The 25,717-nt window shown below is 73.6% G+C and carries 20 protein-coding genes and 1 pseudogene; 15 read left to right on the top strand and 6 right to left on the bottom strand.

Annotation, left to right across the window (positions count from 1 at the left end; all coding sequences use genetic code 11):
• Positions 1 to 8: 8 nt before the first annotated feature.
• Positions 9 to 488: pseudogene (locus ACFYVJ_RS07145) on the top strand (NAD(P)-dependent oxidoreductase); the annotation flags it as partial.
• Complete coding sequence (locus tag ACFYVJ_RS07140) at positions 480 to 899, top strand: NAD-binding protein (protein WP_388887381.1); 420 nt, start codon at positions 480 to 482, stop codon at positions 897 to 899. The pseudogene ACFYVJ_RS07145 and the gene ACFYVJ_RS07140, both read left to right, overlap by 9 nt.
• Positions 900 to 1,029: 130 nt before the next feature.
• Here ACFYVJ_RS07140 and ACFYVJ_RS07135 read toward each other — a convergent pair whose 3' ends face one another.
• Complete coding sequence (locus ACFYVJ_RS07135; protein WP_388887324.1) at positions 1,030 to 2,088, bottom strand: glycoside hydrolase family 5 protein; 1,059 nt, start codon at positions 2,086 to 2,088, stop codon at positions 1,030 to 1,032.
• Positions 2,089 to 2,283: 195 nt separating this feature from the next.
• On the opposite strand from ACFYVJ_RS07135, the gene ACFYVJ_RS07130 reads away from it, so the two are divergent.
• Complete coding sequence (locus tag ACFYVJ_RS07130; protein WP_388887322.1) at positions 2,284 to 3,663, top strand: amidohydrolase; 1,380 nt, start codon at positions 2,284 to 2,286, stop codon at positions 3,661 to 3,663.
• A gap of 10 nt (positions 3,664 to 3,673) precedes the next feature.
• On the opposite strand, the gene ACFYVJ_RS07125 is transcribed toward ACFYVJ_RS07130, so the two are convergent.
• Entirely contained in the window at positions 3,674 to 4,540 is an 867-nt protein-coding gene (locus ACFYVJ_RS07125) for a family 16 glycosylhydrolase (RefSeq protein WP_388887321.1), read from the bottom strand.
• Between the two features lie 465 nt (positions 4,541 to 5,005).
• Between ACFYVJ_RS07125 and ACFYVJ_RS07120 the strand changes: the two genes are divergently transcribed.
• From ACFYVJ_RS07120 to ACFYVJ_RS07075, 10 genes are all read left to right on the top strand, one after another.
• Positions 5,006 to 5,767 (top strand): DeoR/GlpR family DNA-binding transcription regulator, encoded by a 762-nt coding sequence (locus ACFYVJ_RS07120; RefSeq protein WP_199850358.1) that lies wholly within the window; start codon positions 5,006 to 5,008, stop codon positions 5,765 to 5,767.
• A 142-nt stretch (positions 5,768 to 5,909) separates the two neighbouring features.
• Positions 5,910 to 7,277 carry an ABC transporter substrate-binding protein gene (locus ACFYVJ_RS07115; RefSeq protein ID WP_388887319.1) on the top strand — a complete coding sequence of 456 codons (1,368 nt, stop codon included), beginning with the start codon at positions 5,910 to 5,912 and terminating at the stop codon, positions 7,275 to 7,277.
• Positions 7,274 to 8,245, top strand: a complete 972-nt coding sequence (locus tag ACFYVJ_RS07110; protein ID WP_388887318.1) for a carbohydrate ABC transporter permease — start codon at positions 7,274 to 7,276, stop codon at positions 8,243 to 8,245. Before ACFYVJ_RS07115 ends, ACFYVJ_RS07110 begins: the two co-directional genes overlap by 4 nt.
• Positions 8,242 to 9,138: a carbohydrate ABC transporter permease gene (locus ACFYVJ_RS07105; RefSeq protein ID WP_388887317.1), complete on the top strand. Its 897-nt coding sequence runs from the start codon at positions 8,242 to 8,244 to the stop codon at positions 9,136 to 9,138. The genes ACFYVJ_RS07110 and ACFYVJ_RS07105 overlap by 4 nt, the downstream gene beginning before the upstream one ends.
• A complete protein-coding gene (locus ACFYVJ_RS07100; protein WP_101419969.1) occupies positions 9,135 to 10,124 on the top strand; it encodes a zinc-dependent alcohol dehydrogenase family protein in 990 nt (329 codons plus the stop codon). The genes ACFYVJ_RS07105 and ACFYVJ_RS07100 overlap by 4 nt, the downstream gene beginning before the upstream one ends.
• A gap of 155 nt (positions 10,125 to 10,279) precedes the next feature.
• Positions 10,280 to 11,083, top strand: a complete 804-nt coding sequence (locus ACFYVJ_RS07095) for a hypothetical protein (protein WP_388887379.1) — start codon at positions 10,280 to 10,282, stop codon at positions 11,081 to 11,083.
• Positions 11,084 to 11,158: 75 nt separating this feature from the next.
• The gene (locus tag ACFYVJ_RS07090) at positions 11,159 to 13,318 is read left to right on the top strand and encodes a SpoIIE family protein phosphatase (RefSeq protein ID WP_388887316.1); all 2,160 of its coding nucleotides are present in this window, start codon (positions 11,159 to 11,161) and stop codon (positions 13,316 to 13,318) included.
• A gap of 141 nt (positions 13,319 to 13,459) precedes the next feature.
• Positions 13,460 to 15,154 (top strand): cytochrome bc complex cytochrome b subunit, encoded by a 1,695-nt coding sequence (locus tag ACFYVJ_RS07085; RefSeq protein ID WP_388887378.1) that lies wholly within the window; start codon positions 13,460 to 13,462, stop codon positions 15,152 to 15,154.
• A 137-nt stretch (positions 15,155 to 15,291) separates the two neighbouring features.
• Positions 15,292 to 17,421 (top strand): penicillin acylase family protein, encoded by a 2,130-nt coding sequence (locus ACFYVJ_RS07080; RefSeq protein ID WP_388887377.1) that lies wholly within the window; start codon positions 15,292 to 15,294, stop codon positions 17,419 to 17,421.
• On the top strand, positions 17,408 to 18,010 hold the full coding sequence (locus tag ACFYVJ_RS07075; protein WP_388887315.1) for a GNAT family N-acetyltransferase: 603 nt from the start codon (positions 17,408 to 17,410) through the stop codon (positions 18,008 to 18,010). The genes ACFYVJ_RS07080 and ACFYVJ_RS07075 overlap by 14 nt, the downstream gene beginning before the upstream one ends.
• A gap of 9 nt (positions 18,011 to 18,019) precedes the next feature.
• On the opposite strand, the gene ACFYVJ_RS07070 is transcribed toward ACFYVJ_RS07075, so the two are convergent.
• The 4 genes from ACFYVJ_RS07070 to ACFYVJ_RS07055 are packed head-to-tail and all read right to left on the bottom strand — an operon-like array spanning position 18,020 to position 22,375.
• Positions 18,020 to 18,904: an SDR family NAD(P)-dependent oxidoreductase gene (locus ACFYVJ_RS07070; RefSeq protein ID WP_388887314.1), complete on the bottom strand. Its 885-nt coding sequence runs from the start codon at positions 18,902 to 18,904 to the stop codon at positions 18,020 to 18,022.
• Complete coding sequence (locus ACFYVJ_RS07065; protein WP_388887312.1) at positions 18,901 to 19,743, bottom strand: amidohydrolase family protein; 843 nt, start codon at positions 19,741 to 19,743, stop codon at positions 18,901 to 18,903. Before ACFYVJ_RS07065 ends, ACFYVJ_RS07070 begins: the two co-directional genes overlap by 4 nt.
• Positions 19,740 to 20,936 (bottom strand): mandelate racemase/muconate lactonizing enzyme family protein, encoded by a 1,197-nt coding sequence (locus tag ACFYVJ_RS07060; RefSeq protein WP_388887310.1) that lies wholly within the window; start codon positions 20,934 to 20,936, stop codon positions 19,740 to 19,742. Before ACFYVJ_RS07060 ends, ACFYVJ_RS07065 begins: the two co-directional genes overlap by 4 nt.
• Positions 20,936 to 22,375 carry an aspartate aminotransferase family protein gene (locus tag ACFYVJ_RS07055; RefSeq protein WP_388887308.1) on the bottom strand — a complete coding sequence of 480 codons (1,440 nt, stop codon included), beginning with the start codon at positions 22,373 to 22,375 and terminating at the stop codon, positions 20,936 to 20,938. The genes ACFYVJ_RS07060 and ACFYVJ_RS07055 overlap by 1 nt, the downstream gene beginning before the upstream one ends.
• Positions 22,376 to 22,622: 247 nt before the next feature.
• On the opposite strand from ACFYVJ_RS07055, the gene ACFYVJ_RS07050 reads away from it, so the two are divergent.
• Together ACFYVJ_RS07050 and ACFYVJ_RS07045 are read left to right on the top strand one after the other, a co-directional pair.
• Entirely contained in the window at positions 22,623 to 23,480 is an 858-nt protein-coding gene (locus ACFYVJ_RS07050; RefSeq protein ID WP_388887307.1) for an IclR family transcriptional regulator, read from the top strand.
• 307 nt (positions 23,481 to 23,787) lie between these two features.
• Complete coding sequence (locus tag ACFYVJ_RS07045; RefSeq protein ID WP_388887376.1) at positions 23,788 to 25,713, top strand: peptidase C14; 1,926 nt, start codon at positions 23,788 to 23,790, stop codon at positions 25,711 to 25,713.
• Positions 25,714 to 25,717 lie beyond the last annotated feature (4 nt).

Here is a 25,717-nt window from a genome sequence, read left to right as displayed (position 1 = left end):
CGAGCAACGGCAGAGGAGTCCGCAAGGTGAAAGCAGCAGTACTGGGAACGGGCGTGATGGGCGCGGGCATGGCGCGCTCGCTGCTCCGCGGCGGCGTCGAGGTGACCGTCTGGAACCGCACGCCGGAGCGCGCGCAGCCGCTCGCCGCCGACGGCGCACGGGTCGCGCCGAGCGCCGCGGAGGCGGTGCGCGACGCCGACGCGGTACTGATCGCGCTCTACGACGCGGACGCCGTGCTGGCCGTCCTGGGCGACGCGCTGGCGGCGTCGCCCGAGGACACCGTGTGGGTGCAGACGGCCACCGTCGGCCCCGAGGGGACCCGCCGGGCCGCGGAGCTGGCCGCCCAGGCGGGGCGCACGCTGGTGGAGGCCATGCTGCTGGGCACCAAACAGCCCGCGGAGACCGGCCGGCTGACGCTGCTGACGGCGGGCGACCCGGCCGTCTTCGCCCGGATCGAGCCGCTGACGGCGGCGATCTCGGTGAAGACCGTGTGGACGGGTCCCGAGGTCGGCGCGGGCACGGCGCTGAAGCTGGCGTGCAACGCCTGGATCGCCTCGATCACGGCGGCGGCGGCCCAGTCGCTCGCCCTGGCGGGGGCGCTCGGGCTGGACCCGAAGCTGTTCCTCACGGCCATCGAGGGCGCGCCCGCGGACTGCGGGTACGCGCACGCGAAGGGCGAGGGCATGCTCGCGGGCTCGTACGAGCCGCAGTTCACGCTCGACGCCGCGCTGAAGGACGTCGACCTGATCGACGGCGCCGCCCGCGGCGCGGGGGTCGACACGACGCTGCTGGCGGCGCTGCGCGGGCTGTACGGGGAGGCGTCGGCGGCGGGGCACGGCCGCGAGGACCTGGCGGCGGTGTACACGAGCTTCCGCGGTCCGGGCGGCACGGGGAGCTGAGCGGGCACGGGTGGCGGTACGGGCCTCGGGCGACCGCCCTACGGGGCCGGGCGGCGGGTCGGTGCCGCTGCCCGCCCGGCGGCCGGGGGCCGGCCCCGTACCGCCGGGCGGGCGTGGACGGGGCCGGGGCTCAGCCGCCGTAGACCGTGGCCTCCTTCGCGGTGGCGGCGATGCCGTCCTGGCCCTGGAAGAAGCGCCGCCCCCAGTCCGTCAGCGCGGCCGGGTCGAAGTTCCGCACCATGTCGAGGTATTCGACGCCGCCGCCGTTGCCGCTGTACGACCAGCCCAGGTAGCCGAGGCCCAGCTCCCGGGTGAGGCGCATGATGGCGTCCTCGTCGGGGTTGCCGTCGGAGTGATCGTGCCCGAACTCCCCGACCGCGATGGGCAGTCCGGCCTCGGTGAACGACGTCAGGTAGTCCTCGATCTCCGCGGCGGTGTCGTAGACCCCGTACATGTGGATCGAGAAGAGGGTGTCGCCCTGCGGGTCGGAGTCGGCGACGGCGCGGGCGTTGGTGCGCATGGTGTTCGTCCAGTCCTGGCCCCAGTTGGGGGCGTCGGCCATCAGGGTGTGCCGCAGTCCGGCGGCGCGCAGCTTGGCGATGGCGCCCCGGGTGTCGGCGGTCCAGCGCTCGTATCCCTGGTTGCCGTGCGGCTCGTTGCCGAGGTTGACGATGACGTAGTCCTCCTCGCCGACGAGGGCGTCGCGGACGCTGATCCAGTAGTCGGCGGCGCGGTCGAGGGAGACGGCGGCGCCCTCCTCGCCGTAGCCGGTGGTGTCGTGGACCTCCAGCACGCAGATCAGGCGGTTCGCCTTGCACTGCGAGACAACGTTGTCGACGTCGGCGGTGCCGCTGCGCGGCCAGCGGTCGCCGGTGGCCAGGACCACGCGCACGCTGTTCGCGCCCAGTTGCTTGATCTCGCGCAGCGAGTCCAGCTCGCCGGTGTACCAGGCGTGCGGGTGGTTCACGCCCCGCAGCACGAAGTCGCTGCCGTTGCCCTCCAGCAGCCGGCCGCCCTCGGTGTGCAGGCCCGCGGCCGCGGCGGCGGGCCCGGCCTGCGCGCCGGGGCCGAAGCCGGCGACGGCTGCGGCCAGCCCGAGCAGGACGGCGAGCAGGGCGCGTCCGGTACGGGTCCCGCCGCGCCGGCGGCGTCCGCGAGCGGTGGGGGGTGCGGTTCTCGGTGCGCTCATGTGCGGCTCCTCGCAAGTCGGTTGACGCGGATTCTGGGAGCGCTCCCATAGACCCACTCGCGGCGGCGCGCGTCAAGGCCCGCGGCAGCGGGCTCCCCCGCGGCCGTCCCCGTACGGACGGGAACGCGCCGCGCGCTGTCAGTCGCGGCCGGTAGCGTTCCCGATGAGATCCCCGGGCCGATCGAGGAGCCGACCATGGCGCAGCCGGAGCACACCGCGGACGCCGGGCCGGGCGCGGAGCCCGCCGGCCTCGTGATCGAGGGCTGCACCGCGCTGGTCCACGGTCCCGGCGGCGAGGTGGCCTTCGCCGAGGACGCCGGGATCGTGGTCAGGGACGGCGCCATCGCGGCGGTGACGACGGCGGCGGACGCCGCACGGGTGCCGGCGGCCGAGCGCATCGACGCCCGCGGCCAGGTCGCCATGCCGGGGCTGGTCAACTGCCATACCCACGCGCCGATGGTCTTCCTGCGCGGGTTCGCCGAGGACGTGCCCGTCGAGGAGTGGTTCGACGACTGGATCTGGCCGGTGGAGAGCAACCTCACCGACCGGGACGTCGAGTTGGGGGCGCTGCTGGCCTGCGCCGAGATGATCCGCGGCGGCGTGACGACGTTCGCCGACCACTACTTCGCCATGGACCGGGTCGCCGACGCCGTCACGGCGACCGGGCTGCGCGCGGTGCTGGGCCTCGCGTACTTCTCCTCCCAGGGCGCGGAAGGCCGCGAGCGGTCCCTGGACTTCGCGCTGCGCCGCGCCGGCGGCGCGGACGGCCGGATCACCACGTGCCTGGCGCCGCACGCGCCGTACACCGTGACGGACGACGACCTGGCCGCCACGGCCCGGCTCGCGCGGGAGCACGGGCTGCTGGTCCACCTGCACGCCGCGGAGAACCGGGAGCAGACCGAGGCCAGCCTCGCCCGGCACGGCCGGACGCCCGTCGAGGTGCTCCAGCGCTGCGGGCTGCTCGACACGGACGTGCTGATCGCGCACGGCACGGGACTCACGGACGCCGACATCGAGCTGCTGGGCCGGGCGCCGGCCGCCGGGGTGGCGACGGCGCCGCGCGGCTATCTGAAGTTCGGCTGGGACACCACTCCCGTGCGCGCGCTGCGGGCGGCCGGCGTGCCGGTGGGGCTGGCGACCGACGGGGCCGCGTCCAACAACACCCTCGACGTCTGGGAGAGCATGGCGCTCACCGCGCTGGTGCAGAAGTCGGCCGAGCGGGACGCCACCTGGGCGACCGCGCGCCAGGTGCTCCACCACGCGACGACCCAGAGCGCGCGGGTCGTCGGCCTCGGCGACCGGGTGGGTGCGCTGGCGCCCGGCCGCCGGGCGGACGTGATCCTGGTCGATCTGACCGGGCCGCACACGCAGCCCGTGCACGACCTCGCCGCCACTCTGGTGCACAGCGCCCGCGCGGGCGACGTGCGCACGACGATCGTCGACGGCCGGGTCCTCATGCGCGACCGGCGGCTGCTGACCGTCGACGTGCCGGAGGTCGCGGCCGAGCTCGCGCCGCGCCTCGCGGCGCTGACCGAGCGCGGCCACGGCCGCCGGATCCAGAGCTACGGCACGTAGGCCCGCGGGGCTACTGCGCGGCGCCGGGCGTGGTGACGCGGACGTAGTCGACGACGAGCTGCTGCGGGAAGGTGGTGCTGCCGTCGGGGTCGCCGGGCCAGTAGCCGCCGACCGCGAGGTTGAGGATCAGGAAGAACGGCTTGTCGAAGACCCACCGCTTGCCGCCGAGGTCGGCGGGCGTGCGCGTCTGGTAGACGTTGCCGTCGACGGACCAGGTGATCTGGTTGGGCGACCAGTCGACGGCGAAGGTGTGGAAGCCGTCGGCGAACGCCTCGCCGCCCGGCAGCGAGTAGCCGGCCCCGATGCCGCCGGAGCCGGAGTAGTCGGGACCGTGGATCGTGCCGTGGACGGTGCCGGGCTCGAAGCCGACGTTCTCCATCACGTCGATCTCGCCGCTGGCGGGCCAGCCGACCTGGCCGATGTCGTCGCCCAGCATCCAGAACGCCGGCCATATGCCCTGGCCGCGCGGCAGCTTCATCCGCGCCTCGACGTGGCCGTACGTGGTGGTGAAGCGTCCTGAGGTGTTGAGCCGGGCGGAGGTGTACTCGCACCGGCCGTACCAGCACTGGTAGTCGCCGGGGTTCTCCTTGCGTGCGGTGATGACCAGGTTGCCCTGGCCGTCGAGCGCGGCGTTGGCGTTGCCCGCGGTGTAGTACTGCCGCTCGTGGTTGCTGACGTTGTCGCCGGTCTCGGTCAGCCACTTGCCGCCGTCGACGGCGGAACCCGCGGGTCCGTCGAAGTTGTCTTCGAAGGTCACAGCCTGGGCCCCGTCCGGTGCGGCGCCCGCGGAGCCGGGTGTCCAGCTCAGCCCGGCACAGACGGCCGCGAGCAGCAGGACGGCGGGCGTACGGCGGCGCCGTTTGCTCCGTGATGTCATGAAGGTGCGCCTCGATCCTCTGGTGGGGGGTTGCCGACTGGTGGAACGCGCCGGGTGCCGGGCGTCCCGACTGGTCAGCCGGGTATCGAGCTTGGTCCAGACCTGTTTCGGTGCGAAAGTGAACTCCTTCGCGCGGGCGCCGTCAATGGATCCGGCGGATCCGGCCGCGTTCACCTCCCGAAGCGACCGGGGCCCGAACCCACGCCCGTTGCCCAACCGGGCACCGAACGGGCACGCGTCCTGGCCGGGGCGGGCACGCCCGGCGCGCGCCCCAAGCGGCCGACTGCCGCTCCCCAGCGGCGATGCGGCGGTGAAAACGGGCACAGTCGGTCACGACGTGCGCTGCAGGAAGCCTGGCCGGTGCGTTCCACCGCCGGTAGAAATGCCTTCGGAAGCCCGAACGGGCAGGGCTTCACCACTCCGACAGCACCCCCCACAGCCAAACCGCGAAGGCAGGTGGTCGTCGTGGACGGAGAAGAACGCAGACGGGTCATCCTGGAGACCGCCCGGCGCGCCGGCAAGGTGGACGTCGCCAAGCTGGCAGCCGACCTGGGTGTCTCCCGGGAGACCGTACGGCGTGACCTGACGCTCCTGGAGGACCACGGGCTCGTCCGGCGCACGCACGGCGGCGCGTATCCGGTGGAGAGCGCGGGGTTCGAGACCACGCTCGCGTACCGCACGACGATGCACGTGCCGGAGAAGTCGCGCATCGCCACCGCGGCGGCGGAGCTTCTCGGGGACGCCGAGACGGTCTTCATCGACGAGGGCTTCAACCCCCAGCTCATCGCCGAGGCACTGCCGCGGCCCCGCCCGCTGACCATCGTCACGGCCTCGCTCGCCACCGCGAGCGCCCTGGCCGGCGACGACCGGGTCACCGTGTTACTGCTCGGTGGACGGGTGCGCGGCAGCACCCTGGCCACCGTGGACCACTGGACGACCAGGATGCTCGCCGGCTTCGTCATCGACCTGGCGTACGTCGGCGCCAACGGCATCTCCCGCGCCTACGGGCTGACCACCCCGGACCCGGCGGTCAGCGAGGTCAAGGCGCAGGCGATGCGGGTGGCCCGGCGGAAGGTCTTCGCCGGGATCCACACCAAGTTCGGCGCGGTGAGCTTCTGCCGCTTCGCGGAGGTCTCCGAGTTCGACGTGATCATCACCGACACCGGGCTGCCGGCCGCGGAGGCCCACCGCTATTCGCTGCTCGGCCCCCAGGTCATCAGGACCTGACGGGGACCGGCACCCGCTCCGTACGTCCGCACACCACATCCCATACCCGTGTACGCCACGCCTTCCCGGACAGAGCAGCAACCCGGGCGGCCCGGCTCCGTACGCCCCGATTCCCGCCCCCGACCCTCTTTGGGAGCATGCGATGCTCACTCCGACCCGCAGCAAGCGCACCATCCGCACCCTCGTGCCCGTGGCCACCGCCGCGGCCCTGCTCGCCGCGTGCAGCGGCGCGGGGGGCGGCGGCAGCTCCGGGGGCGACGACTCCGTCAACGTCGTCATGGTCAACAACCCGCAGATGGTCGAGTTGCAGAAGCTGACGGCCAAGCACTTCACGAAGAAGACCGGCATCGAGGTGAACTTCACCGTGCTGCCGGAGAACGAGGTCCGCGACAAGATCAGCCAGGACTTCGCCAACCAGGCGGGCCAGTACGACGTGGCCACCATCAGCAACTTCGAGGTGCCCTTCTACGCCGAGAACGACTGGCTGCTGCCGCTCGACGAATACGCCGCTGACGACGCGAAGTTCGACCAGGAGGACGTCCTCGCGCCGATGCGCGAGTCGCTGACGGCCGAGGACGGCAAGCTCTATGCCGAGCCCTTCTACGGCGAGTCGTCGTTCCTCATGTACCGCAAGGACGTCTTCGCCGAGAACGGCCTGAAGATGCCCGACAAGCCCACCTGGCAGGAAGTCGCCGACCTCGCCGCCGAGGCGGACGGCGCCGAGCCCGGCATGAAGGGCATCTGCCTGCGCGGCCTGCCCGGCTGGGGCGAGGTCATCGCGCCGCTGACGACGGTGGTCAACACCATGGGCGGCACCTGGTTCGACGAGAACTGGGAGGCGCAGCTCACGTCGCCCGAGTTCACCAAGGCGGCGAAGTTCTACGTCGACCTCGTCCGCGAGCACGGCGAGGCCGGCGCGGCCCAGTCCGGGTACGCCGAGTGCCTGAACAACCTCACCCAGGGCAAGACCGCCATGTGGTACGACGCCACCGCGGCCACCGGCTCGCTGGAGGCCGAGGACTCCCCCGTCCGCGGCAAGATCGGCTACGCGCCCGCGCCGGTCGACAAGACCGAGTCCTCCGGCTGGCTCTACACCTGGGCGTGGGGCGTGCAGAAGGCGTCGGAACGGCCGGAGAGCGCCTGGAAGTTCATCTCCTGGGCGTCGAGCAAGGAGTACGAGGAGCTGGTGGGCAAGGAGCTGGGCTGGGCCAACGCGCCCGCCGGCAAGCGCGCGTCGACGTACTCCAACCCGGACTACCTGAAGGCCGCCGGCTCCTTCGCCGACATCACCCGTGAGGCGATCGAGGGCGCCGACCCGCGCGACCCGGGCACCCAGCCGCGGCCCGCGCCCGGCATCCAGTTCGTCGGCATCCCCGAGTTCTCCGATCTGGGCACCAAGGTCTCCCAGGAGATCAGCTCGGCCATCGCGGGCAAGCAGTCCGTCGAGGACGCGCTGGAGAACTCCCAGGAACTGGCCGAGGAGGTCGGCGGGGAGTACCGGGACCGATGAGTACCCCGACCGCCGTACGCACCGGGCGCCCGGCGCCGCGCGCGGGCCGGCCGGCACCCCGCCGGCCGGGCCGCGGGGCCAGGGCCTGGGCCACCCGCGCGCCGCTGCTGCCGGCGCTGGTGTTCCTGATCGCCGTCACCCAACTGCCTTTCGTGGCGACGCTGGTGATCTCCCTCTTCGACTGGAACTCGCTCCGCCCTGACGACCGCAGCTTCGCCGGGCTCGACAACTACAGCCAGGTGGCGAGCGACGAGAGCCTGCGCGAGTCGGTGGTGACCACGGCGCTGCTGACCGCCGCGGTCGTCCTGGTCAGCGTGGTGCTCGGGCTGCTCATCGCGCTGCTGCTGGACCGGGCGTTCCCCGGCCGCGGCGTGGTGCGCACGCTGCTCATCGCGCCGTTCCTGCTGGTGCCGGTCGCGGCCGCGCTGCTGTGGAAGCACGCGCTCTACAACCCCGAGTACGGCCTCTTCAACGGCGCCCTCACCTGGGTCGCGGAGCTGTTCGGCGACGACACGCCGCCGCAGCCCGACTGGGTGTCGGACATGCCGCTGATCGCCGTCGAGGCCGCGCTGATCTGGCAGTGGACGCCGTTCATGATGCTGATCCTGCTGGCCGGGCTGCAGAGCCGGCCGACGGAGATGGTCGAGGCCGCCAAGCTCGACGGCGCCACGAGCTTCCAGATCTTCCGCTACCTCACGCTGCCGCATCTGCGCCGCTATCTCGAACTGGGCGTGCTGCTGGGCTCGGTGTACATCGTGCAGAACTTCGACGCGGTGTTCACCATCACCTCGGGCGGGCTCGGCACCGCCAACCTGCCGTACACGATCTACCAGACCTTCTACCAGGCGCACGAGTACGGGCTGGCCTCGGCCGCCGGCGTGCTCGTCGTCATCGGCTCCATCGTCATCGCGACCTTCGCGCTGCGCGTCGTGTCGTCCCTGTTCCGGGAGGAGGCGTCCCGCGCATGACCACGACCGTAGCGCCGGCCCGGAAGCCGGCCCGCACCGGCCGCGCCGCGCTGCCGCCCGCCCTGCGCAAGGCGCGGCGCCGCAGCGCCGGGCTCGGGCTGCTCGCCTGGCTCGTCGGCATCGCGTTCTTCCTGCCGGTGGCGTGGATGGTGCTCACCTCGCTGCACGCGGAGACCGACGCCGCCGCCAACCCGCCGGCGGTCGCCGCGTCGCTCACGCTCGACGGCTACCGCACGTTCTTCGGCTCCGGCGGCGGTCCCAGCCCGTGGCCCGCGCTGCTCAACTCGGTGATGGCGAGCGTGTTCTCGACCGTGCTGGTGCTCGCGCTGGCGCTGCCGGCCGCGTACGCGCTGTCCATCCGGCGCGTGAAGCGCTGGACCGACGTGCTGTTCTTCTTCCTCTCCACCAAGATGCTGCCGGTGGTCGCCGGGCTGCTCCCGATCTACCTGTTCGCCAAGAACACCGGGATGCTCGACAACATCTGGCTGCTCGTCCTGCTGTACACGTCGATGAACCTGCCGATCGCGGTGTGGATGCTGCAGTCGTTCCTCGCGGACATCCCCGTCTCGATCGTGGAGGCCGCGCAGATCGACGGGGCGAAGCTCACCACCGTGCTGACCCGGGTGATCGCCCCGGTCGCCGGCCCGGGCATCGCCGCCACCTCGCTGATCTGCTTCATCTTCAGTTGGAACGAGATGCTGTTCGCGCGGGTGCTCACGGGGGTGACGGCGGAGACCGCCCCCGTCTTCCTCACCCGCTTCATCACCAGTCAGGGGCTCTTCCTCGCCCAGGTCTGCGCCGCCTCCGTCGTCATCTCCCTCCCGGTGCTCGCCGCCGGGTTCGCCGCCCAGGACAAGCTGGTCCAGGGCCTGTCCCTAGGAGCCGTCAAATGAGGGCCGCCGTCATCGAAGCCCCCGGCACGGTCACCGTGACCGACGTCCCCGACCCCACCCCCGGCCCGCGCGAGGTCGTGGTGGACGTGGCGGCGTGCGGGCTGTGCGGAACCGATCTGCACATCCTGCAGGGCGAGTTCGCGCCCACGCTGCCGGTGGTGCCGGGGCACGAGTTCGCGGGCGAGGTCGTCGGCATCGGCCGCGACGTCACCGAGGTCGCGGTCGGCGACCGGGTCGCCGTCGACCCGTCGCTGTACTGCCACGAGTGCCGCAAGTGCCGTACGGGCCACGGGAACCTGTGCGAGCGGTGGGGCGCCATCGGCGTCACCGTCGCCGGCGGGGCGGCGGAGTACGCGGTCGCGCCGGTCGCCAACTGCGTCCGGCTGCCCGACCACGTACGCACCCAGGACGCGGCGCTGATCGAGCCGCTGTCGTGCGCGGTGCGCGGCTACGACGTGCTCAACAGCAAGCTCGCCGCCCATGTGCTGATCTACGGCACGGGCACGATGGGGCTGATGATGCTGGAGCTGGCCAAGCGCACCGGCGCCGCGGCGGTGGACGTGGTCGACCTCAACCCCGAGCGGCTGGCCACCGCGCAGAAGGTGGGGTGCAGCCGGGCGGCGGCCACGCCGGAGGAGTTCGGGCAGCCGGAGGGGTGGGACGTCGTCATCGACGCCACCGGCAACGCGGCGGCGATCCAGGACGGGCTGGGCCGGGTCGGGAAAGCGGGCACGTTCCTGCAGTTCGGGGTGGCGGACTACGCGACGACCGCCACCATCGAGCCGTACCGCATCTACAACCAGGAGATCACCATCACCGGGTCGATGGCCGTGCTGCACAGCTACGAGCGCGCGGCGGAGCTGTTCGCCGCGGACGTCCTCGACCCCGAACTGCTGATCAGCGACCGGCTGCCGCTGGAGCAGTACCCGGCCGCCCTGGAGCAGTTCGCGTCGGGGAAGGGCCGGAAGATCGTGGTGGTGCCGTAACTGCGGAGGCCGGTGTGGGCGCCGTGTGAGACGAGTCTCAGGCGGCGCTCATATATGCCGATTCAGTACGCTACAGCCGCAGTTGCCCGCTGGCACACTGAGGAGTCGTCGGCAGACCCCTCCACGCCACGGAAGGACGGCGAGGCCAGGTGACCATGATGGACTGTCCTGCCTGCGGCAGGTGGCACGACGCGGGCGGTGCGCCCTGGTGCGCCGCCGCAGGGCCGGCCCCGGACGCCCCGGCGGGCGGCGGGCCCGTCCCGCTCCAGGAGCCGGGCCCGGCGGTGCCGGGGCCGGATCCGCGGGATCTGGAGCTGTTCGCCGAGGGCCGCGCGGCGTACCCGGACACCGCCCGGTACGCGCAGGTGCCACCCGGCGACGACACGCTGGAGCACCCCGTCGTCCAAGGCCGTGCCCGGCACGGCCGGGGACGGCGCCGCCGCCCGCCCCGCGCGCGGCTCGCGGCCCTCGCGGCGGCCGGGGTGGCGGCGCTCTCCGGCGGGCTGGTCGCGGCGAACGTGCTCGGCGGTGACGGCAGACCCGACGCCGACCGCGCGGACGAGCGCCCCGACGCCCCGTTCGGACCGCTGCCGACGAACTCCGCCGGCACCCCCGGCGCCCCCGGCACCCCGTCGGCGGCAAGCCCGCCGCCCGCGCGGTCCGGCGCGCCGGACCGCGCGCAGCGCTCCCGCCCCTCCACGGCCCCGACGGCCGCCCCGACGGCGGACCCGACGGCCCCCGGGCCCAGCCCCAGCGGCAGCTCCACGGAGCCGGGCAGCCCGTCGTCGACGGCCTCCTCGCGGGCGACGGTGTCGGCGCCGAGCGGCACCCCGTCGGGCTCGCCGTCCTCCTCCCCCTCCGGCTCGCCGACCCCGACGCCCACCGGCAGCACGGACGAGGAGGGCGAACAGGAGCGCGACCGGCCGGACCGGCAGGGCGACCGGCACCCGAACGGGTGAGCCCGGAACCGCGGCGCGCGGTGCCCGCGGGGGTGTGCGGATGCGCAATCCCGCCGGGGAGGCGAGATTGGGGGCATGGCCGGTGCCCATCCGAGCGCGCCCCGCGACGGGGAGCTCGACGCGCTGCTGCTCGGCGTCCTCTTCGACCGGGCGCGCTCCGCGCTGCTGGTCTTCGACTCCGAGCTGCGGCTGCTGCGTGCCAACGCCTCCGCGCGCCTGCTTCCCGGGGTGCCCGAGGAGCCCGCGCAGGAGGACGGGGCGGAGCCGGGCACGCCGTCCGCGCGGGACGTGGGGGCGGTCGCCGACGGGGCCGAGCTCCAGCAACTGCTCCGGCACGTGCTCGCGTCCGGCGACCCGGTGCGCGGGGTGCGGATGGCCGGCGACGGCGACCGGGTGCTGTCCGTCTCCGCCTTCCCGATGGGCGACGGCGAGGGCGGGGGCGCCCTCGTGGCCGTGCTCGCCCACGTCCGCGACATCACCGAGCGGCGCCGGGCCCGGTCCCGGCTGGAGCTGCTGTACGCCGCGGAGGCGCGCATCGGCGCGCTGCTCGACGTCGGCCGGGTGGCGCAGGAGCTGGCCGCGGTCGTCGTGCCCGCGCTGGCGGACGCCGTGGTGGTCGACGTCGCCGACTCGGTGTGGCGGGGCGAGCAGTCGGCGCCCGCCCAGGGCGTGGAGCAACTGGCGCTGCGGCGGGCGGCGGTGGCGCCTTCTGCGTACCGGGAGGAGGAAGGCGTCGGTGCGCAGGTGCGCTACCCGTACGCCTCCCCGCAGTCCAGCGCGCTGACGGACCTGCGCCCGCGGCTCATCCAGCACCCGGCGCACCCCGGGCCCGCGGTCGGCGACGGAGACCGGCGGCACTCCGTACCGGAGCCCGATCCCGCGAGCGGACCCCCGGGCGAGCGGGGCGCGCCCGTGACCCTGCCCGACGCCGCGGACGACGCGCACTCGCTCATCCTCGTGCCGCTGACCGCGCGCGGCGCGCTCCTCGGCCTCGTCACCCTCTACCGCTCCGAGCGGCCCACCCCCTTCGACGACGCCGACCTGAGGCTGGCCACCGAGGTCGCAGAGCTGGCGGCGGTGAGCGTCGACAACGCCCGCCGCCAGACCCGCACCCACACCACCGCCTCCGCCCTCCAGCGCAGCCTGCTGCCCGCGCACCTGCCGGAGAACAGCGCGATCGAGGCGGGCCTGGCGTACGTGCCGGGCACCTTCCCCGGCACCGGCGGCGCGGGCGGCGACTGGTTCGACGTCATCGGGCTGTCCGGCGCCCGCGTGGCCCTGGTGGTGGGCGACGTCACCGGCACCGGGCTGCACGCCGCGGCGACCATGGGCCGGCTGCGCTCGGCGATCGACACCATGGCCGGCCTCGACCTGCCGCCGGACGAGCTGCTGACCCATCTGGACGCGCTGGTGTCCCGGCTGATGCAGGAGCCGCCTGACCCGTTCGCCGATCCGCAGCGCAACCGGCCGACGCCCGCGGCGACGTGCGTCTACGCCGTGCACGACCCCATCGCCATGCGGGTGACCCTGGCGCTCGCCGGGCATCCCCCGCCGGTCGCCGTCCGGCCGGACGGCAGCAGCGAGGTCGTCGAGGCGGCGACCGGCCCGGCGCTGGGCGGCGGCTCCGGCACGTACCCCTGCGCAGAACTCGACCTGCCCGAGGGCAGCCTGCTCGCGCTCTACACCAACGGCCTGCTGCCCGAGCGGCCCGAGGAGTCGCTGGCCCGGCTGCGCCGTACGCTCGCCCGCCCGGGGCGCCCGGTGCAGGACCTGTGCGACGCGGCCGTACGCGACCTGCTGCCCGCCCGGCCGAGCGACGACGCCGTGCTGCTCGCGGCCCGGCTCCGGGCGCTGCCGCCGGACCGCGTGGTCTCCGTACGGCTGCCGGTGGACCACTCCGCCCTCTCCGACGCCCGCGACCTGGTGCGCCGGCGGCTCACGGACTGGGGGCTGCGGGAGCTGACCCTGCCCACCGAACTCATCGTCAGCGAACTCCTCGCCAACGCGGTCCGGCACGCGCCCGGGCCCATCGGCCTCAAGCTCATCCTGCAGTCGGTGCTGACCTGCGAGGTCTCCGACACCAGCCATGTGTCGCCGCATCTGCGGCACGCGACGAGCAACGACGAAGGCGGACGCGGCCTGTTCCTCGTCGCCCAGTTGGCGCACCGCTGGGGTGTGCGGTACTCGCCCCGGGGCAAGGTCGTCTGGACTGAGCAGGAGATCCCGGGTAGTTGACCACCCCTGTGATGTGGCTCACAGTACCTCGTTTCATGTCACATTCGGCCGCCTGTTCCTGTCCTTTAGGTGGGAGTGCACCAGGGAGGCAGGAGCAACCGCATGTCCGTAACCCAGACGGAAGACTCATCGCAGGGCGCGATGGGCACCCGTCCGCCCACCCGGGCGAAGTCCGGCGAGCGCCTCGCGGACTGGGCCGATGGCCGGCTCGGGATACATGGCGCCGGGCGTAAGTACGCAAGAAAGGTGTTCCCCGACCACTGGTCCTTCCTCCTCGGCGAGATCTGCCTCTACAGCTTCATCGTCATCCTCCTGACGGGCGTCTACCTGACCCTGTTCTTCAACCCGTCGATGACCGAGGTCGTGTACGACGGCTCCTATGCTCCCCTGAACGGCGTGCGGATGTCCGAGGCGTACGCCTCCACGCTGGACATCTCGTTCGACGTGCGCGGCGGTCTGCTGGTGCGTCAGATCCACCACTGGGCCGCGCTCATCTTCGTGGTCGGCATGCTCGTCCACATGATGCGGCACTTCTTCACCGGCTCGTTCCGCAAGCCGCGTGAGATCAACTGGGTGTTCGGCTGGACGATGCTGTTCATCGGCCTCTTCGAGGGCCTGCTCGGCTACTCGCTCCCGGACGACCTGCTCTCCGGCACGGGCCTGCGCTTCGTGGAGGGTGCGACGATCTCCACACCGGTGATCGGAACGTACCTCTCGTTCTTCCTGTTCGGCGGCGAGTTCCCGGGCCACGACATCATCCCGCGCTTCTACGCGCTCCATATCCTGGTGCTGCCAGGGCTGATGCTCGCCCTGCTGGTGGCGCACCTGATCCTGGTCTTCTACCACAAGCACACCCAGTGGGGCGGTGCCGGCAAGACCGAGAAGAACGTCGTCGGCGCGCCGTTCATGCCGGTGTACGTGGCCAAGGCGGGCGGGTTCTTCTTCCTGGTCTTCGGCCTCGTCACCATCATCGCGGCCGTGGCGTCCATCAACCCGATCTGGAACGTGGGACCGTACCGGCCGGACCAAGTGTCGACGGGCGCCCAACCGGACTGGTATCTGGGCTTCGCCGAAGGCATGGTGCGCATCATGCCCGGCTGGGAGATCAACGCCTGGGGTCACACACTCTCGCTCGGCGTGTTCATCCCCATCGCACTCTTCCCGCTCATGCTGGTCGTCATCGGCGCGTACCCGTTCATCGAGGCGTGGGTCACGGGAGACAAGCGGGAGCACCACCTGCTGCAGCGGCCGCGCAACGTCCCCGTGCGGACGGCGCTCGGCACCTCGTGGCTGTCGCTCTACGCCCTGTTCCTCATCGGCGGCGGCAACGACATCTTCGCCACGCACTTCCACGTGTCGGTCAACAACGTCACCTGGGCCCTGCGGATCATGGTGTTCGTGGTGCCCGTGCTCACCTTCATCCTCACCAAGCGCATCTGCCTGGCGCTGCAGCGGCGCGACCGCGACAAGGTGCTGCACGGCCGCGAGACCGGCATGATCAAGCGGCTGCCGCACGGCGAGTACATCGAGGTGCACGAGCCGCTGTCGCAGGCGGAGCTGCACAAGCTCACCTCGCACGAGCAGCCGCAGCCGTACGAACTCGGCCCGGAGACCGACGCCAACGGCGTCCGCCGGCCCCCGGCCGGCATCACCAACAAGGTGCGTGCGAAGCTGGCGCACGCCATGTTCGGCCCGCACACGCGGATCCCGAAGCCGACCATCGAGGAATACCGCGCGGTCGCACACGACCACGAGCACGCGGAGCTGCCGGCAGGCAGCGGGGAACGCGAGCTCGAATCCGCGGACGAGAGCCCGGGCGGCCGCTCGTCCGGATGAGGTACGGCCCCCCGACGGCCCTCATCCGGCACTGAGGCAGGCCCCCGACCGGGTGGGGCGCGGACCCCCGACCGCGCCCCACCCGACTTTTTGGTTAGGCTACCCTAAGTTCTTTCGAGCGAAGGGTGGCGACGGCGTTGGGCATCGAGGTGTACCGCGACTCCTGGGGCATCCCCCACATCCGCGCCGCCGATCATCGCGAACTCGCGTACGCCCAGGGGCAGAACGCCGCCTTCGACCGCGGCTGGCAACTGGAGGTCGAACGCCACCGCGCCGCCGGCAGCTCCGCGGCGTTCCTGGGCGAGGCGGCCCGCGACTGGGACGTCTTCGCCCGCCGCGTCCGGCTCGACGACACCGCGCGCCGCTGCTTCCGCCGCCTGGCCGAGGAGGACCGCGAGACCGCCGGCTGGGTGTCGTCCTACGTCGACGGCGTCAACGCCGGGCTCGCCGAAGGCGCCGCGCGGGCCCCGGAGTTCGCGGCCACTCGACTCGCACCCGGCCGCTGGTCGCCGTGGACGCCGCTGGCCGTGTGGCTGTCCACCCACATCCTCTTCGCCGGCTTCCCCGCCAAGCTGTGGCGCCGGATGGTCGACGCGCGCCTGGGCGCCGGGGCGGTGGAGGTGTTCGCCACCGACGGCCCCGGCACCGCGGGCAGCAACGGCTGGCTGGTGGCCGGCGAGCGGACCGCGGACGGCGGCACGCTGATCGCCGGGGACCCGCACCGGTTCATCGAGAACCCCGGGGTCTACCAGCAGATCCATCTGGCCTGCCCGGAGTACGACGTCGTCGGCTTCGCCGTCCCCGGCGTCCCCGGGCTGCCGCACTTCGGCCACACCGGCGGCGTCGCCTGGGCCATCACCAACGCGATGGCCGACTACCAGGACCTCTTCGTCGAGCGGCTGCGCCGCCGCGCGGGCCGGATCGAGGCGCTGGGCCCCGACGGCTGGCAGCCGGCCACGGGGCACACCGAGACCGTCGAGGTCGCGGGCGCGGCGGCGCACGAGGTCGAGGTGGTCGAGACCGGCCGCGGGCCGGTGGTCGCCGAGGTGCCGGGGAGCGCGGCGGACGGCGAGTGGGAGGCGCTGAGCCTCGCGTATCCGCCGCGGGTGTACGGGGAGCTGGGCTTCCCGGCGCTGCCCGCGCTGCTCAGGGCCCGTGCAGTCGCCGACGTGGACGCGGCGCTTGACGGCTGGGTCGAGCCGGTCAACGTGGTGCTGGCCGCCGACACCGCGGGCGGGCTGCTGCACCGTGTCGCCGGGACGGTGCCGGTACGCGACGAGGCCAACCTGCGCGGGCCCGTACCGGCGTGGGAGGCGGCGTACGCGTGGCGCGGGCGGCACGCGCCGATGCCGTCGGTGCCGGTGACCGGCGGGATCGCCGTGATGGCCAACGAGCGCGGCCCGGCCGCCCCGTTCGGCGCCGAGTTCGCCCCGCCGTACCGTGCGGAGCGCATCCGCGAGCTGCTGTCCTGCGGCGGGCCCTGGCGCGCCGGGGACATGGCCGCCGTCCACACCGACACCCTCAACGCCTCGGCCCGGCCGCTGCTGGATCTGCTCGCCGGGCTCGACGGACTCGGCCCCGCCGCCGCGGAGTTGCGCGACCGGGTGCTGCGCTGGGATCTGCGGATGGCGGCGGACAGCGCCGACGCGCTGGCGTACGCGCGGCTGCGCTCCGCCGTCGTCCGCGCCCTGGCCGCGCACCCCGCGCTGGCGCCGCTGGCCGACCCGCCCCCGTACCCCGCACTGCTGCAGCCCTGGCTGTGCCTGGACACCCGGATCGGGTTCGCCCTGGGCAGCCTGCTCACCACCGGCCGGCTGCCGGAGATCGACCGGCCCGCGCTGGTGCGGGCCGCCGCCGAGGAGACCGCCGCGCAGCTCGCGGCGGCGGCGCCGGACGCCCCGGTGACCTGGGGTGAGGCGCACCGGCTGGCGCCCTGGCAGGCCCTGCCCGCCGGTGCGGGCGGCCCCGGCGGCTCGGACGATCCCGGCGAGCCGTGGCCGGGCCCAGGGCTGGCCGGGGACCACGACTGCGTGCTGGCCACCGCCGGCGTCCCCGGCGTCACCGACCTCTGCGCCCGCGGCCCCGCCGCCCGCTACGTCTGGGACGTCGCCCGCCGCGAGGAGAGCCGCTGGGTGGTGCCGTTCGGCGCCTGCGGCGTCCCCGGCGCCCCGCACCACCGCGACCAGCTCACGCTCTGGCAGCGGGGCGAACTGATCCCCGTGGTCACCGACTGGCAGGCCCTGAAGGAGTCCCATGGCGACCGCTGACCCCGCGCCCCGCGACCGGAAGCCGCGGCACGAGGAGCGGGCCGACGGCTTCGGCACGGTACGCGTCGTGCCGGTCGTCCCGGACGCGGACGCGGCCCTGCTGCACGGCTGGGTCACCGCGGAGCGCGCCCGCTTCTGGGGCATGGCCGGGCTGTCCCGCGCCCAGGTCCGCGACGTCTACGCGCACATGGACACCCTGCCCACCCACCACGCCCACCTGCTGCTGCGCGACGGCGCGCCGGTCGCGCTGGTGCAGACGTACGAACCGGCCGCCGACCGGGTCTCGGAGTGCTACCCCGCCGAGCCCGGCGACCTCGGCCTCCACCTGCTGGTCGGCCCCCCGGACGGCGCGCCGGAGTCCGGTTTCACGTCCGCCCTGGTGCGGGTGATCACCGGCTTCGCCGCGGCGGCCGGCGCGCGGCGGCTGGTGGCCGAGCCGGACGCGGCCAACGGGCCCGCGATCGACCGGCTGCACCGCGAGGGCTTCGCACTGGGACCGGAGGTCACGCTGCCCGAAGTGGACCTGCCGGAGGTGTACTTGCCGCCGAAGCGCGCCCGGCTGCTGTTCCACCCGCTGGCCGGCGGCTGACCTCCGCGGTCAGCCGTCCGCGGCGCCGTCGTCCGGCTTCAGGCTGCTGCGGTACGGGGGCATGAACCGCATCCGCGGCATCTGGTCGGCGAGCACGCCGCCGTCCACGACGATCCTGGCGCCGGTGATGTACGCCCCGGCGTCCGAGGCGAGCAGCAGCAGCGCGCCGACGCACTCCTCGGGCCGGGCGTAGCGGCCGAGCGGGATCCGCTCGCGGTACGCCGCCTCGAACCCCTCGCGCTCCAGCGGGAACTCGCCGTCGATGGGCGTGTCGACCATGCCGGGCGCCAGCGTGTTGGCGGTGATGCCGTGCGGCGCCAGCTCCACCGCCAGGGTCTCGGTGAGCAGTTGGGCGGCGGCCTTGGCGGCGTTGTAGTGCGCCAGGCCCGCCTCGGCGACGAGCGCGTTCTTCGAGGTGACGGTGACGATCCGGCCCGGCACCCGGTCGGCGGCCATGTGCTCCGCGAGCCGCTGGGAGAGGAAGAACACCGCGTCGGCGTTCACCCGCATGACGTGCGACCAGCTCTCCGGGGTGATCTCGTTGAAGCGCTCCAGGGCCGCGGTGCCCGCGTTGTTGACCAGGATGTGCACCGGCCCGGCCGCCGCGCGGATACGGTCGGCGAGCCCGGCCAGTTCGCCGGTGCGCGCCAGGTCCTGCCCGTACGTCCGCACTTGCCCGCCGTGGGCCCGTACCGCCGCGGCCGTCTCCGCCAGCCCGGGAGCGTCCGGCAGGTCGACGAGCACGAGGTCGGCGCCCGCCTCGGCGAGCCCGGTGGCGAAGGCGCGGCCGAGGCCGCGGGCGGCGCCGGTGACGACCGCGGTGCGCCCGGTGAGGTCGAACCGGCCGGCGGCCCGGTCCCCCGCACCGGGCCGCCGCTCCGCCGCGCCGGTCACGACAGCCCCAGCAGGTCGAGGGCCGGCCGGTGGATCAGCTTCTCCACCTCGTCCCGGTCCAGCGGCGGCAGCCCGGGGATCCCCGGGATCCGGGCGATCTCGCGCAGCCCGGCGACGGAGGCGTCGACCGTGGTGAAGGGGTAGTCGCTGCCGAAGAGCAGCTTGTGCCAGACGCCGTAGTCCTGCGCCAGACGCAGGCTGTGCCAGAGCTGGAACGGCCGGTAGTGCAGGGCGCTGACGTCCGCGTAGACGTGCGGGTGCTTGCGGATGACGGCCAGGCACTCGCCCTCGAAGGGGTGGCCGAGGTGGGCGAGGACCATGCGCAGTTCGGGGTGGCGGATGGCGACGGCGTCGAGGTGCCGGGGCATCGCGTACTCCAGCGGGGCGGCCGAGACGAACGTGGTGCCGGTGTGCACCAGGAGCGGCAGGCCGTGGCGTTCGGCGTAGCCGAAGAGGTCGTCGTACGCCTCGTCCGCGGGGTCGAAGCCCGCGTACATCGGCATCAGTTTGATGCCGCGCAGCCCCAGCTCCTGGTGGCCGTGGCGCAGTTCGTCCCGCCAGCCGGGCTGGGTGGGGTCGAGGGAGAGGTAGCCGACGAGCCGGCCGGGGTGCGCCGCGGTGTACGCGGCCACCGCGGCGTCGTCGACCCACAGCCCGCTGCGCCTGGCCTTGCCCCCGACGACTACGGTGCGGGTGCCGTCGGGGGCGGCGGCAGCGTACTCCTCGAAGCGGACCGTGAGGTCCACCTCGCCCGCGTGGGCGCGGGCGGCCTCGGTGCGGAACGCGTCGTCGAAGTCCGCGCCGGGCCGGAAGAGATGCGAGTGGACGTCGGTGATCATGCCGGTGCGCTCCTGTTCCGCTTCTCCCAGCCGTCCTCGAACATGTTCCAGAAGCGGTGCGTGGGCGGGTGCTCGGCGAAGACCTCGTCGGCCAGCTCGACGCCGAGGCCGGGCGCCGTGGGCAGGCCGATGCGCCCGTCCTCGATGGGCAGCGTGCCGCGCAGCGCCTCGAAGACGTACGGCTCCAGCAGGCCGTCGAAGGTCTCCAGCACCTTGAGGTTGGGAATGCCGAGCGCCGCGTGTACGGAGACGGTGGTGCACAGCGGCGAGTTGGAGTTGTGCGGGGCGACGAGCATGCCGTGCGCGTCGGCGATGGCCGCGATCTTGCGCACCTCGGTGAGGCCGCCGGCCATGGACAGGTCGGGCTGGACGATGTCGACGGCGTGGGTGGCGAAGAGCTGCTTGTACTCGTAGCGGTCGTGGAAGTGCTCGCCGCCCGCGATGGGGAACGACGCCCGCTGCCGCAGCTCGGCGTAGCGCTCGATGTGCGTCCAGGGCAGCGGCTCCTCCAGCCAGCCGATGCCGTACGGCTCCAGCTCGTGCAGCAGCCGCACGGCGGTGGGCATGGCGAAGCGGGCATGGCCCTCGACGAACAGCTCCACGTCCGGTCCTATGGCCTCCCGTACGGCGGCGACGAGGCCGGCGGAGCGGCGCAGTTCGGCGGGGCTCAGCTCGTGCAGCCCGGAGCCGAAGGGGTCGAACTTCAGCGCGCGGTAGCCCTTGGCGACGGTCGCGCGGGCCTTGGCGGCGAACACCTCGGGGTCGCGCTCGCCGTCGTACCAGCCGTTGGCGTAGACGGGGACGCTGTCGCGGCAGGCGCCGCCGGTGAGGCGGTAGGCGGGCACGCCGAGCGCCTTGCCCATGAGGTCGTAGAGCGCCTGGTCGAGGCCGGACAGGACGATGCCGCCGACGTCGCCGCCGCGCAGGAAGTCGCCCTGGTGCAGCCGGAGCCAGATCTCCTCGACGTCGAAGGGGTCGGCGCCCAGCAGGTGGCGGCGGGACATCGCTTCGGCGAGCGCGCAGACCTCGCGGCCGCGGTACGGGTGGGTGATCTCGCCGACGCCGGACAGGCCCTCGTCGGTGTGCACGCGGACGTAGCCGAAGTCGCGCCAGGCGGTGCCGAGCATCAGGGTCTCGACGCGGCTGATCCGGCCGGCGGGCCCGGTGGGGCGGGTGGTGTCGACGGTGAGCATCAGCGGCCCGCCTCTTCCTGCCGCCCGGCGGCGGCCGGGGTGGCGCCGCCCATGGTGGAGGCGTGCTCCAGGTCGCGGGCGCCGCCGTCGGCGAGCGCGGCGGTGACGGCGGCCTCGGTGGCCTCCAGCAGCCGGTCGACGTCGGCGTCGGTGTGGGCGTAGGAGAGGTGGCTGCGCTTGAGGTTCAGCGGCAGCTCGAAGATCCCGTGCTCCAGCAGCCGGCGGCGGTAGCCGACGAAGAGGCCCGCGTCGTTGGCGAGCAGGTCGGTGTACGTCCGCGGGGTGGGGCGCTCGGCGCCGGCGGCACCGCCGTCGTAGCCGGGCATGAAGTACGTGACGAAGACGGAGCCGTAGCCGGTGACGGCGACGGGCAAACCGAGGCGCGCGTACACGGTGCGCAGCCCGGTGCGCACCCGCTCGCCGAGGCGGAAGACGTGGTCGTGGACCGGCTCCTCGCGCACCTTGCGCAGCGTGGCGAGCGCGGCGGCGACGACGGAGGGGTGCCCGTTGTACGTGCCGGCGAAGAACGCGGGGGCGCCGGGGCGGGTGGAGAACAGCTCCATGAGGTCGGCGCGGCCGCCGATGGCGCCGGCGGGGGCGCCGTTGGCGATGGCCTTGCCGAGGGTCGTGAGGTCCGGGGTGACACCGGAGATCTGCTGCCAGCCGCCGAGGCCGTGCCGCACGCCGGTGATGACCTCGTCGAAGACGAGCACGCTCCCGGCCCTCGCGGTCTCCTCGCGCAGCGTGGTCAGGAACTCCTGGTGCGGCAGGAGCGCGCCGACGTTGTGCGGTACGGGCTCGACGATGACGGCGGCGATGTCGCCGCCGTGCTCGGCGAAGCAGCGGCGCACGGCGGCGCTGTCGTTGAACGGCAGCACCAGGGTGGCGTCGAGGACCTCGGGCAGGATGCCGGCGGAGATCGGGTCGTGGCCGCCGACGCGGTCGGGCGCGGAGATCACGTTGAGGCTGACCGAGTCGTGCCAGCCGTGGTAACAGCCCTGGAACTTGACCACCAGCCGGCGCCCGGTGGCGGCCCTGGCGACGCGCAGCGCGTGGAACGTCGCCTCGCTGCCCGTGCTGGTGAGCAGCACCTTCTCCAGCGAGGGCACCAGCGCGCACAGCTCCTCGGCGAGCTGGATCTCGCCCTCGGTCACCCCGACGCCCATGTGCCCGAGCGCGGCGCCGGCCTCGGCGGCGGCGCGGGCCACGTCGGGGTCGTTGTGGCCGAGCAGCGGCGGGCCGAAGGCCGCGTGGTAGTCGGTGAACTCGGCCCCGTCCGCGGTGCGGAAGCGGGCGCCGCCGGTGCCGGCGACGACGAGTCCGGGCAGGCCCGGGATGCTGCGCTGGCCGCTGTTCACCCCGCCGGGCACGACCCGCTGGGCGCGCTCGGCGAGGGCTGCTCCGGCTCCGGCGGTGGTGACGTCCGGGCCTGGGCTCATGGTGCGTGCTCCTTGCGTCGAGTGTCTCGGTTCCACGGGCCCTGCCCGGCCCGTGAACCCTGGCGCCATCCGCCCGGCAGTCGTCGCAGGAAGATCGTACGAACGGTGAGTGGTGAACGGCGAGTTGAGGTTTTTCAGAACGCCGTTCTGTCTTACCGAACAGAGCAGGACTCTACGGCCGAAAAAAGCGCCGGTCAACCCCTTGGACTCGACGGAACCTCGACCTCACCCCCTAAGCTGTTCGGTCATGACGAACAGAACGGATGCCGACGAGCCGAAGTACTGGGTCAAGAGCGTGGGGCGGGCGGCCGAGATCCTGGAGACCCTGGCGAGCCCGCCGCCCGGCGACGGGCTGAGCGTCACGGAGATCGCCCAGCGGTGCGGCGTCTCCAAGAGCACCGCGTTCGGCACCCTGCAGACGCTGCGCGCCTTCGGCCTGGTCTCGGACGACGGCGAGGGCATGAGCCGGCGCTACCGGCTCGGCATGGGCCTGGCCCGGCTCGGCGACCGCGCCAGGGCGCAGGTCTCGCTGCGCCGGCTGGCCCACCCGGTGCTGCGCGACCTCAGCACCCGTACCGGCATGGCCTCCCGCGTCGCCGTGCCGGAGGGCGGCCTCGCCGTGGTCGTGGACCAGGTCGAGGTCGACAACCGCGTCCGGCTCGACCTGCGCATGGGCGAGCGCGAACTCCCCCACTGCACGGGGCTGGGCAAGGCCCTGCTGTCGGCGATGCCCGAGGCCCAGGCGGCGGCCGTGATCGAGCGGCACGGCCTGCCGCGGCGCACCGGCAGGACGATCACCGACCCGGACACGTTCCTGGCCCATCTGCGCGACATCGCCCGCGTCGGCTACGCGCTGGACGACGAGGAGGACGCCGAGGGCATCATCTGCATCGGCGCGCCGGTACGGGACGACCGCGGCGCCTGCGCCGGGGCGGTCAGCATCACCGGTCTCAAGCTCGGCCTCCCGGCCTGGCGCTACCAGGAGTTGGGCGGCGAAGTACGCGACGCGGCCCACCGGATCAGCCGCGAACTGGGCTGGCCGGGAGAGGGCGCGGAGGCGTCCGCCGCGCCGGACGGCACGGCGCCCGGGACCGGCGGCCGCTAGCGCACCCGCGGGCCGCCCGGCGGCCGGCCCGCGAAAACCGGCTCTTGACCGATCGGCGGGAGCGCCCGTACCTTTCCAGCCAACCGCCGCGACCTCCCGGTCACCGGCGCGACATGAACTGGACCCGTCCCCGGCGCCTGCCCTTCACGCCCGGGACCGGCCACCGGCCCCGCCGGCGGCCCGCGGTCCGCAAGGCCATCCGCCGTCACGGCAGTCACCGCAGGAACGCCTCTCACGATCCGGACCTTCTCGGAAGGCGAAGTCCGCCATGAGCGTTCCGCAGCACCCGAGCACCGCCCGCCGCAGCATGCTGCGCGTCACCGGTCTGGCCGGCCTGGCCGCCGCCGGTGCCGCCGCGGCCTCCGCCGGCACCGCCCAGGCCGCCCCCGCGCCCGGCGCCGGCGGCACCAACGGCCGCCGCCAGGGCGGTGTCGCGGACTTCCGCGACTACGGCCACTCCGGCCCCGGGCGTCCGGCCGACGACGCGCTGGACAAGATGCTCGCCGACAAGAGCATCCACCGCATCGAGGCCCACACCGACCTGCTCTTCACCCGCCGCCACACCACCGACCGCTCGGACGTCGAGCTGGACTTCGGCGGCAACCGGATGCTCACCGAGGGCATCGAGGAGAACGGCCACGACAACCCCTTCGGCGCGGTGCTGTTCTTCCGCGGCAAGGTCACCGACACCGTCCACGAGCACACGCTCGGCGCGGAGCTGCCCGAGCTGTCCGACGTCTACGAGGTGGGCGACTCCGGGGCGTTCGGCGTCGGCCAGTGGTGGGCGGTCGAGTCGGACGCCGCCGGGTCGGGGAAGTACGAGAAGGAGATCCAGCGGCTCGTCCAGGTCACCGGGATCGTCGACGGCACGCACATCCGCGTCGGCTACCAGACCGGCTGGCCGCTGGCCGCCGGGCGCACGCTGACCTGGACGCGGGTCGAGCCGGTCGAGCGGGCGCACGTGCGCAACCTCGTCTTCGAGGGCGCCGGGGACGACCAGTACACCGGCTCGCACCCGGTGGCGTACGAGTACGCCGTCGGCTGCGACGTCTCCGGCATCGAGGCGACCGGCACCTTCTGGCCCGTGATCATGCGCCGCTGGTGCACCCGGTTCCGTACCGAGAACTGCACCCTGGCCAACCCCAGGTCCGTCACCTACGGCGGCGCGGGCTACCTGACGCAGCAGATCTACTGCCTCTACGGGCACGTCACGGACTGCCGCACCTCCAACGCCCGCCACCTCAACGACTTCACCGCCTCCGCCTACTGCTACGTCACCAACTGCCACGGCGACGGCGACGACCAGGGCCCGTTCGTCACCCACGGCCAGTTCGAGCACGACCTCGTCTACACCGGCAACTCGGGCCTGATGACCTTCGCCAACTCCGGTGCCCCCTGGGGCGGCGCGGCCAAGCGGATCACCGTCCGCCGGCACGTGTGCTCCTGGTTCGTCGCCCGCGTCAAGGTCACCGACCTCACGCTGGAGGACGTCACCGTCATCGGCAAGGAGTCGCTGGACGGCTCGGGGATGCTGTGGGTGAACGCCGACGGCGTGCAGATGCGCGGCTGTACGGCCAGCGGCCCGCTGATCGTCTCCCAGGCGTCCGACCGGTCCGCACGGCCGAACGTCATCGCCGACTCCGCGTTCTCGTTCGCGCCCGGCGCCGAGATCACCGCCCCCGGGGTGAAGGCCCCGCTGACGCTGGAGCGCGTCGTGCTCGACGGCGCCGAGGGCGCGGCGTTCCGGGGCACCGGGCCGCTGGTCCTCGACCACTGCCGGGTCACCGGCGCCCCCGGCGCGGAGCCCGTGTCGTACGCGCACGCCGACATCACCGTCGAGGGCGGGGTGTTCACCGACACCGGGATCAGGCTGACCGGCGCGGGCGGGCAGCGGCTGCGGCTGGACGGCGCGCGGCTCTCGGGCACCAACAAGGCGGGCGCCCTGCTCTCCCGCGGCGGCGGGGACCGTACGGTCACCTGGCAGTTGACCGGCGTCGACGCCACCGCCGCCGGAGACGGCACCGCGCACATCGCCCTCGACGGCGGCGTCAACCGCTACCAGGCGCAGGGCTGCACCTTCACCGGCGGCCGGCTGGAGCTGAAGCCCGCCGCCTTCGCGGACGCCGGCTCGCACCTGCTGCACGCCGGCTGCGTCGAGGACGGCGTGACGCGGGCGGCGCTGCCGGACGAGGGCGACCGCGTCGTCCACACCGCGGGCAACCTGCGGCTCTGACCTC

The sequence above is a fragment of the Streptomyces sp. NPDC004134 genome (assembly GCF_042874195.1).
Lineage (GTDB): Bacteria > Actinomycetota > Actinomycetes > Streptomycetales > Streptomycetaceae > Streptomyces.
This window is presented reverse-complemented; position numbering and strand designations above follow the sequence as displayed.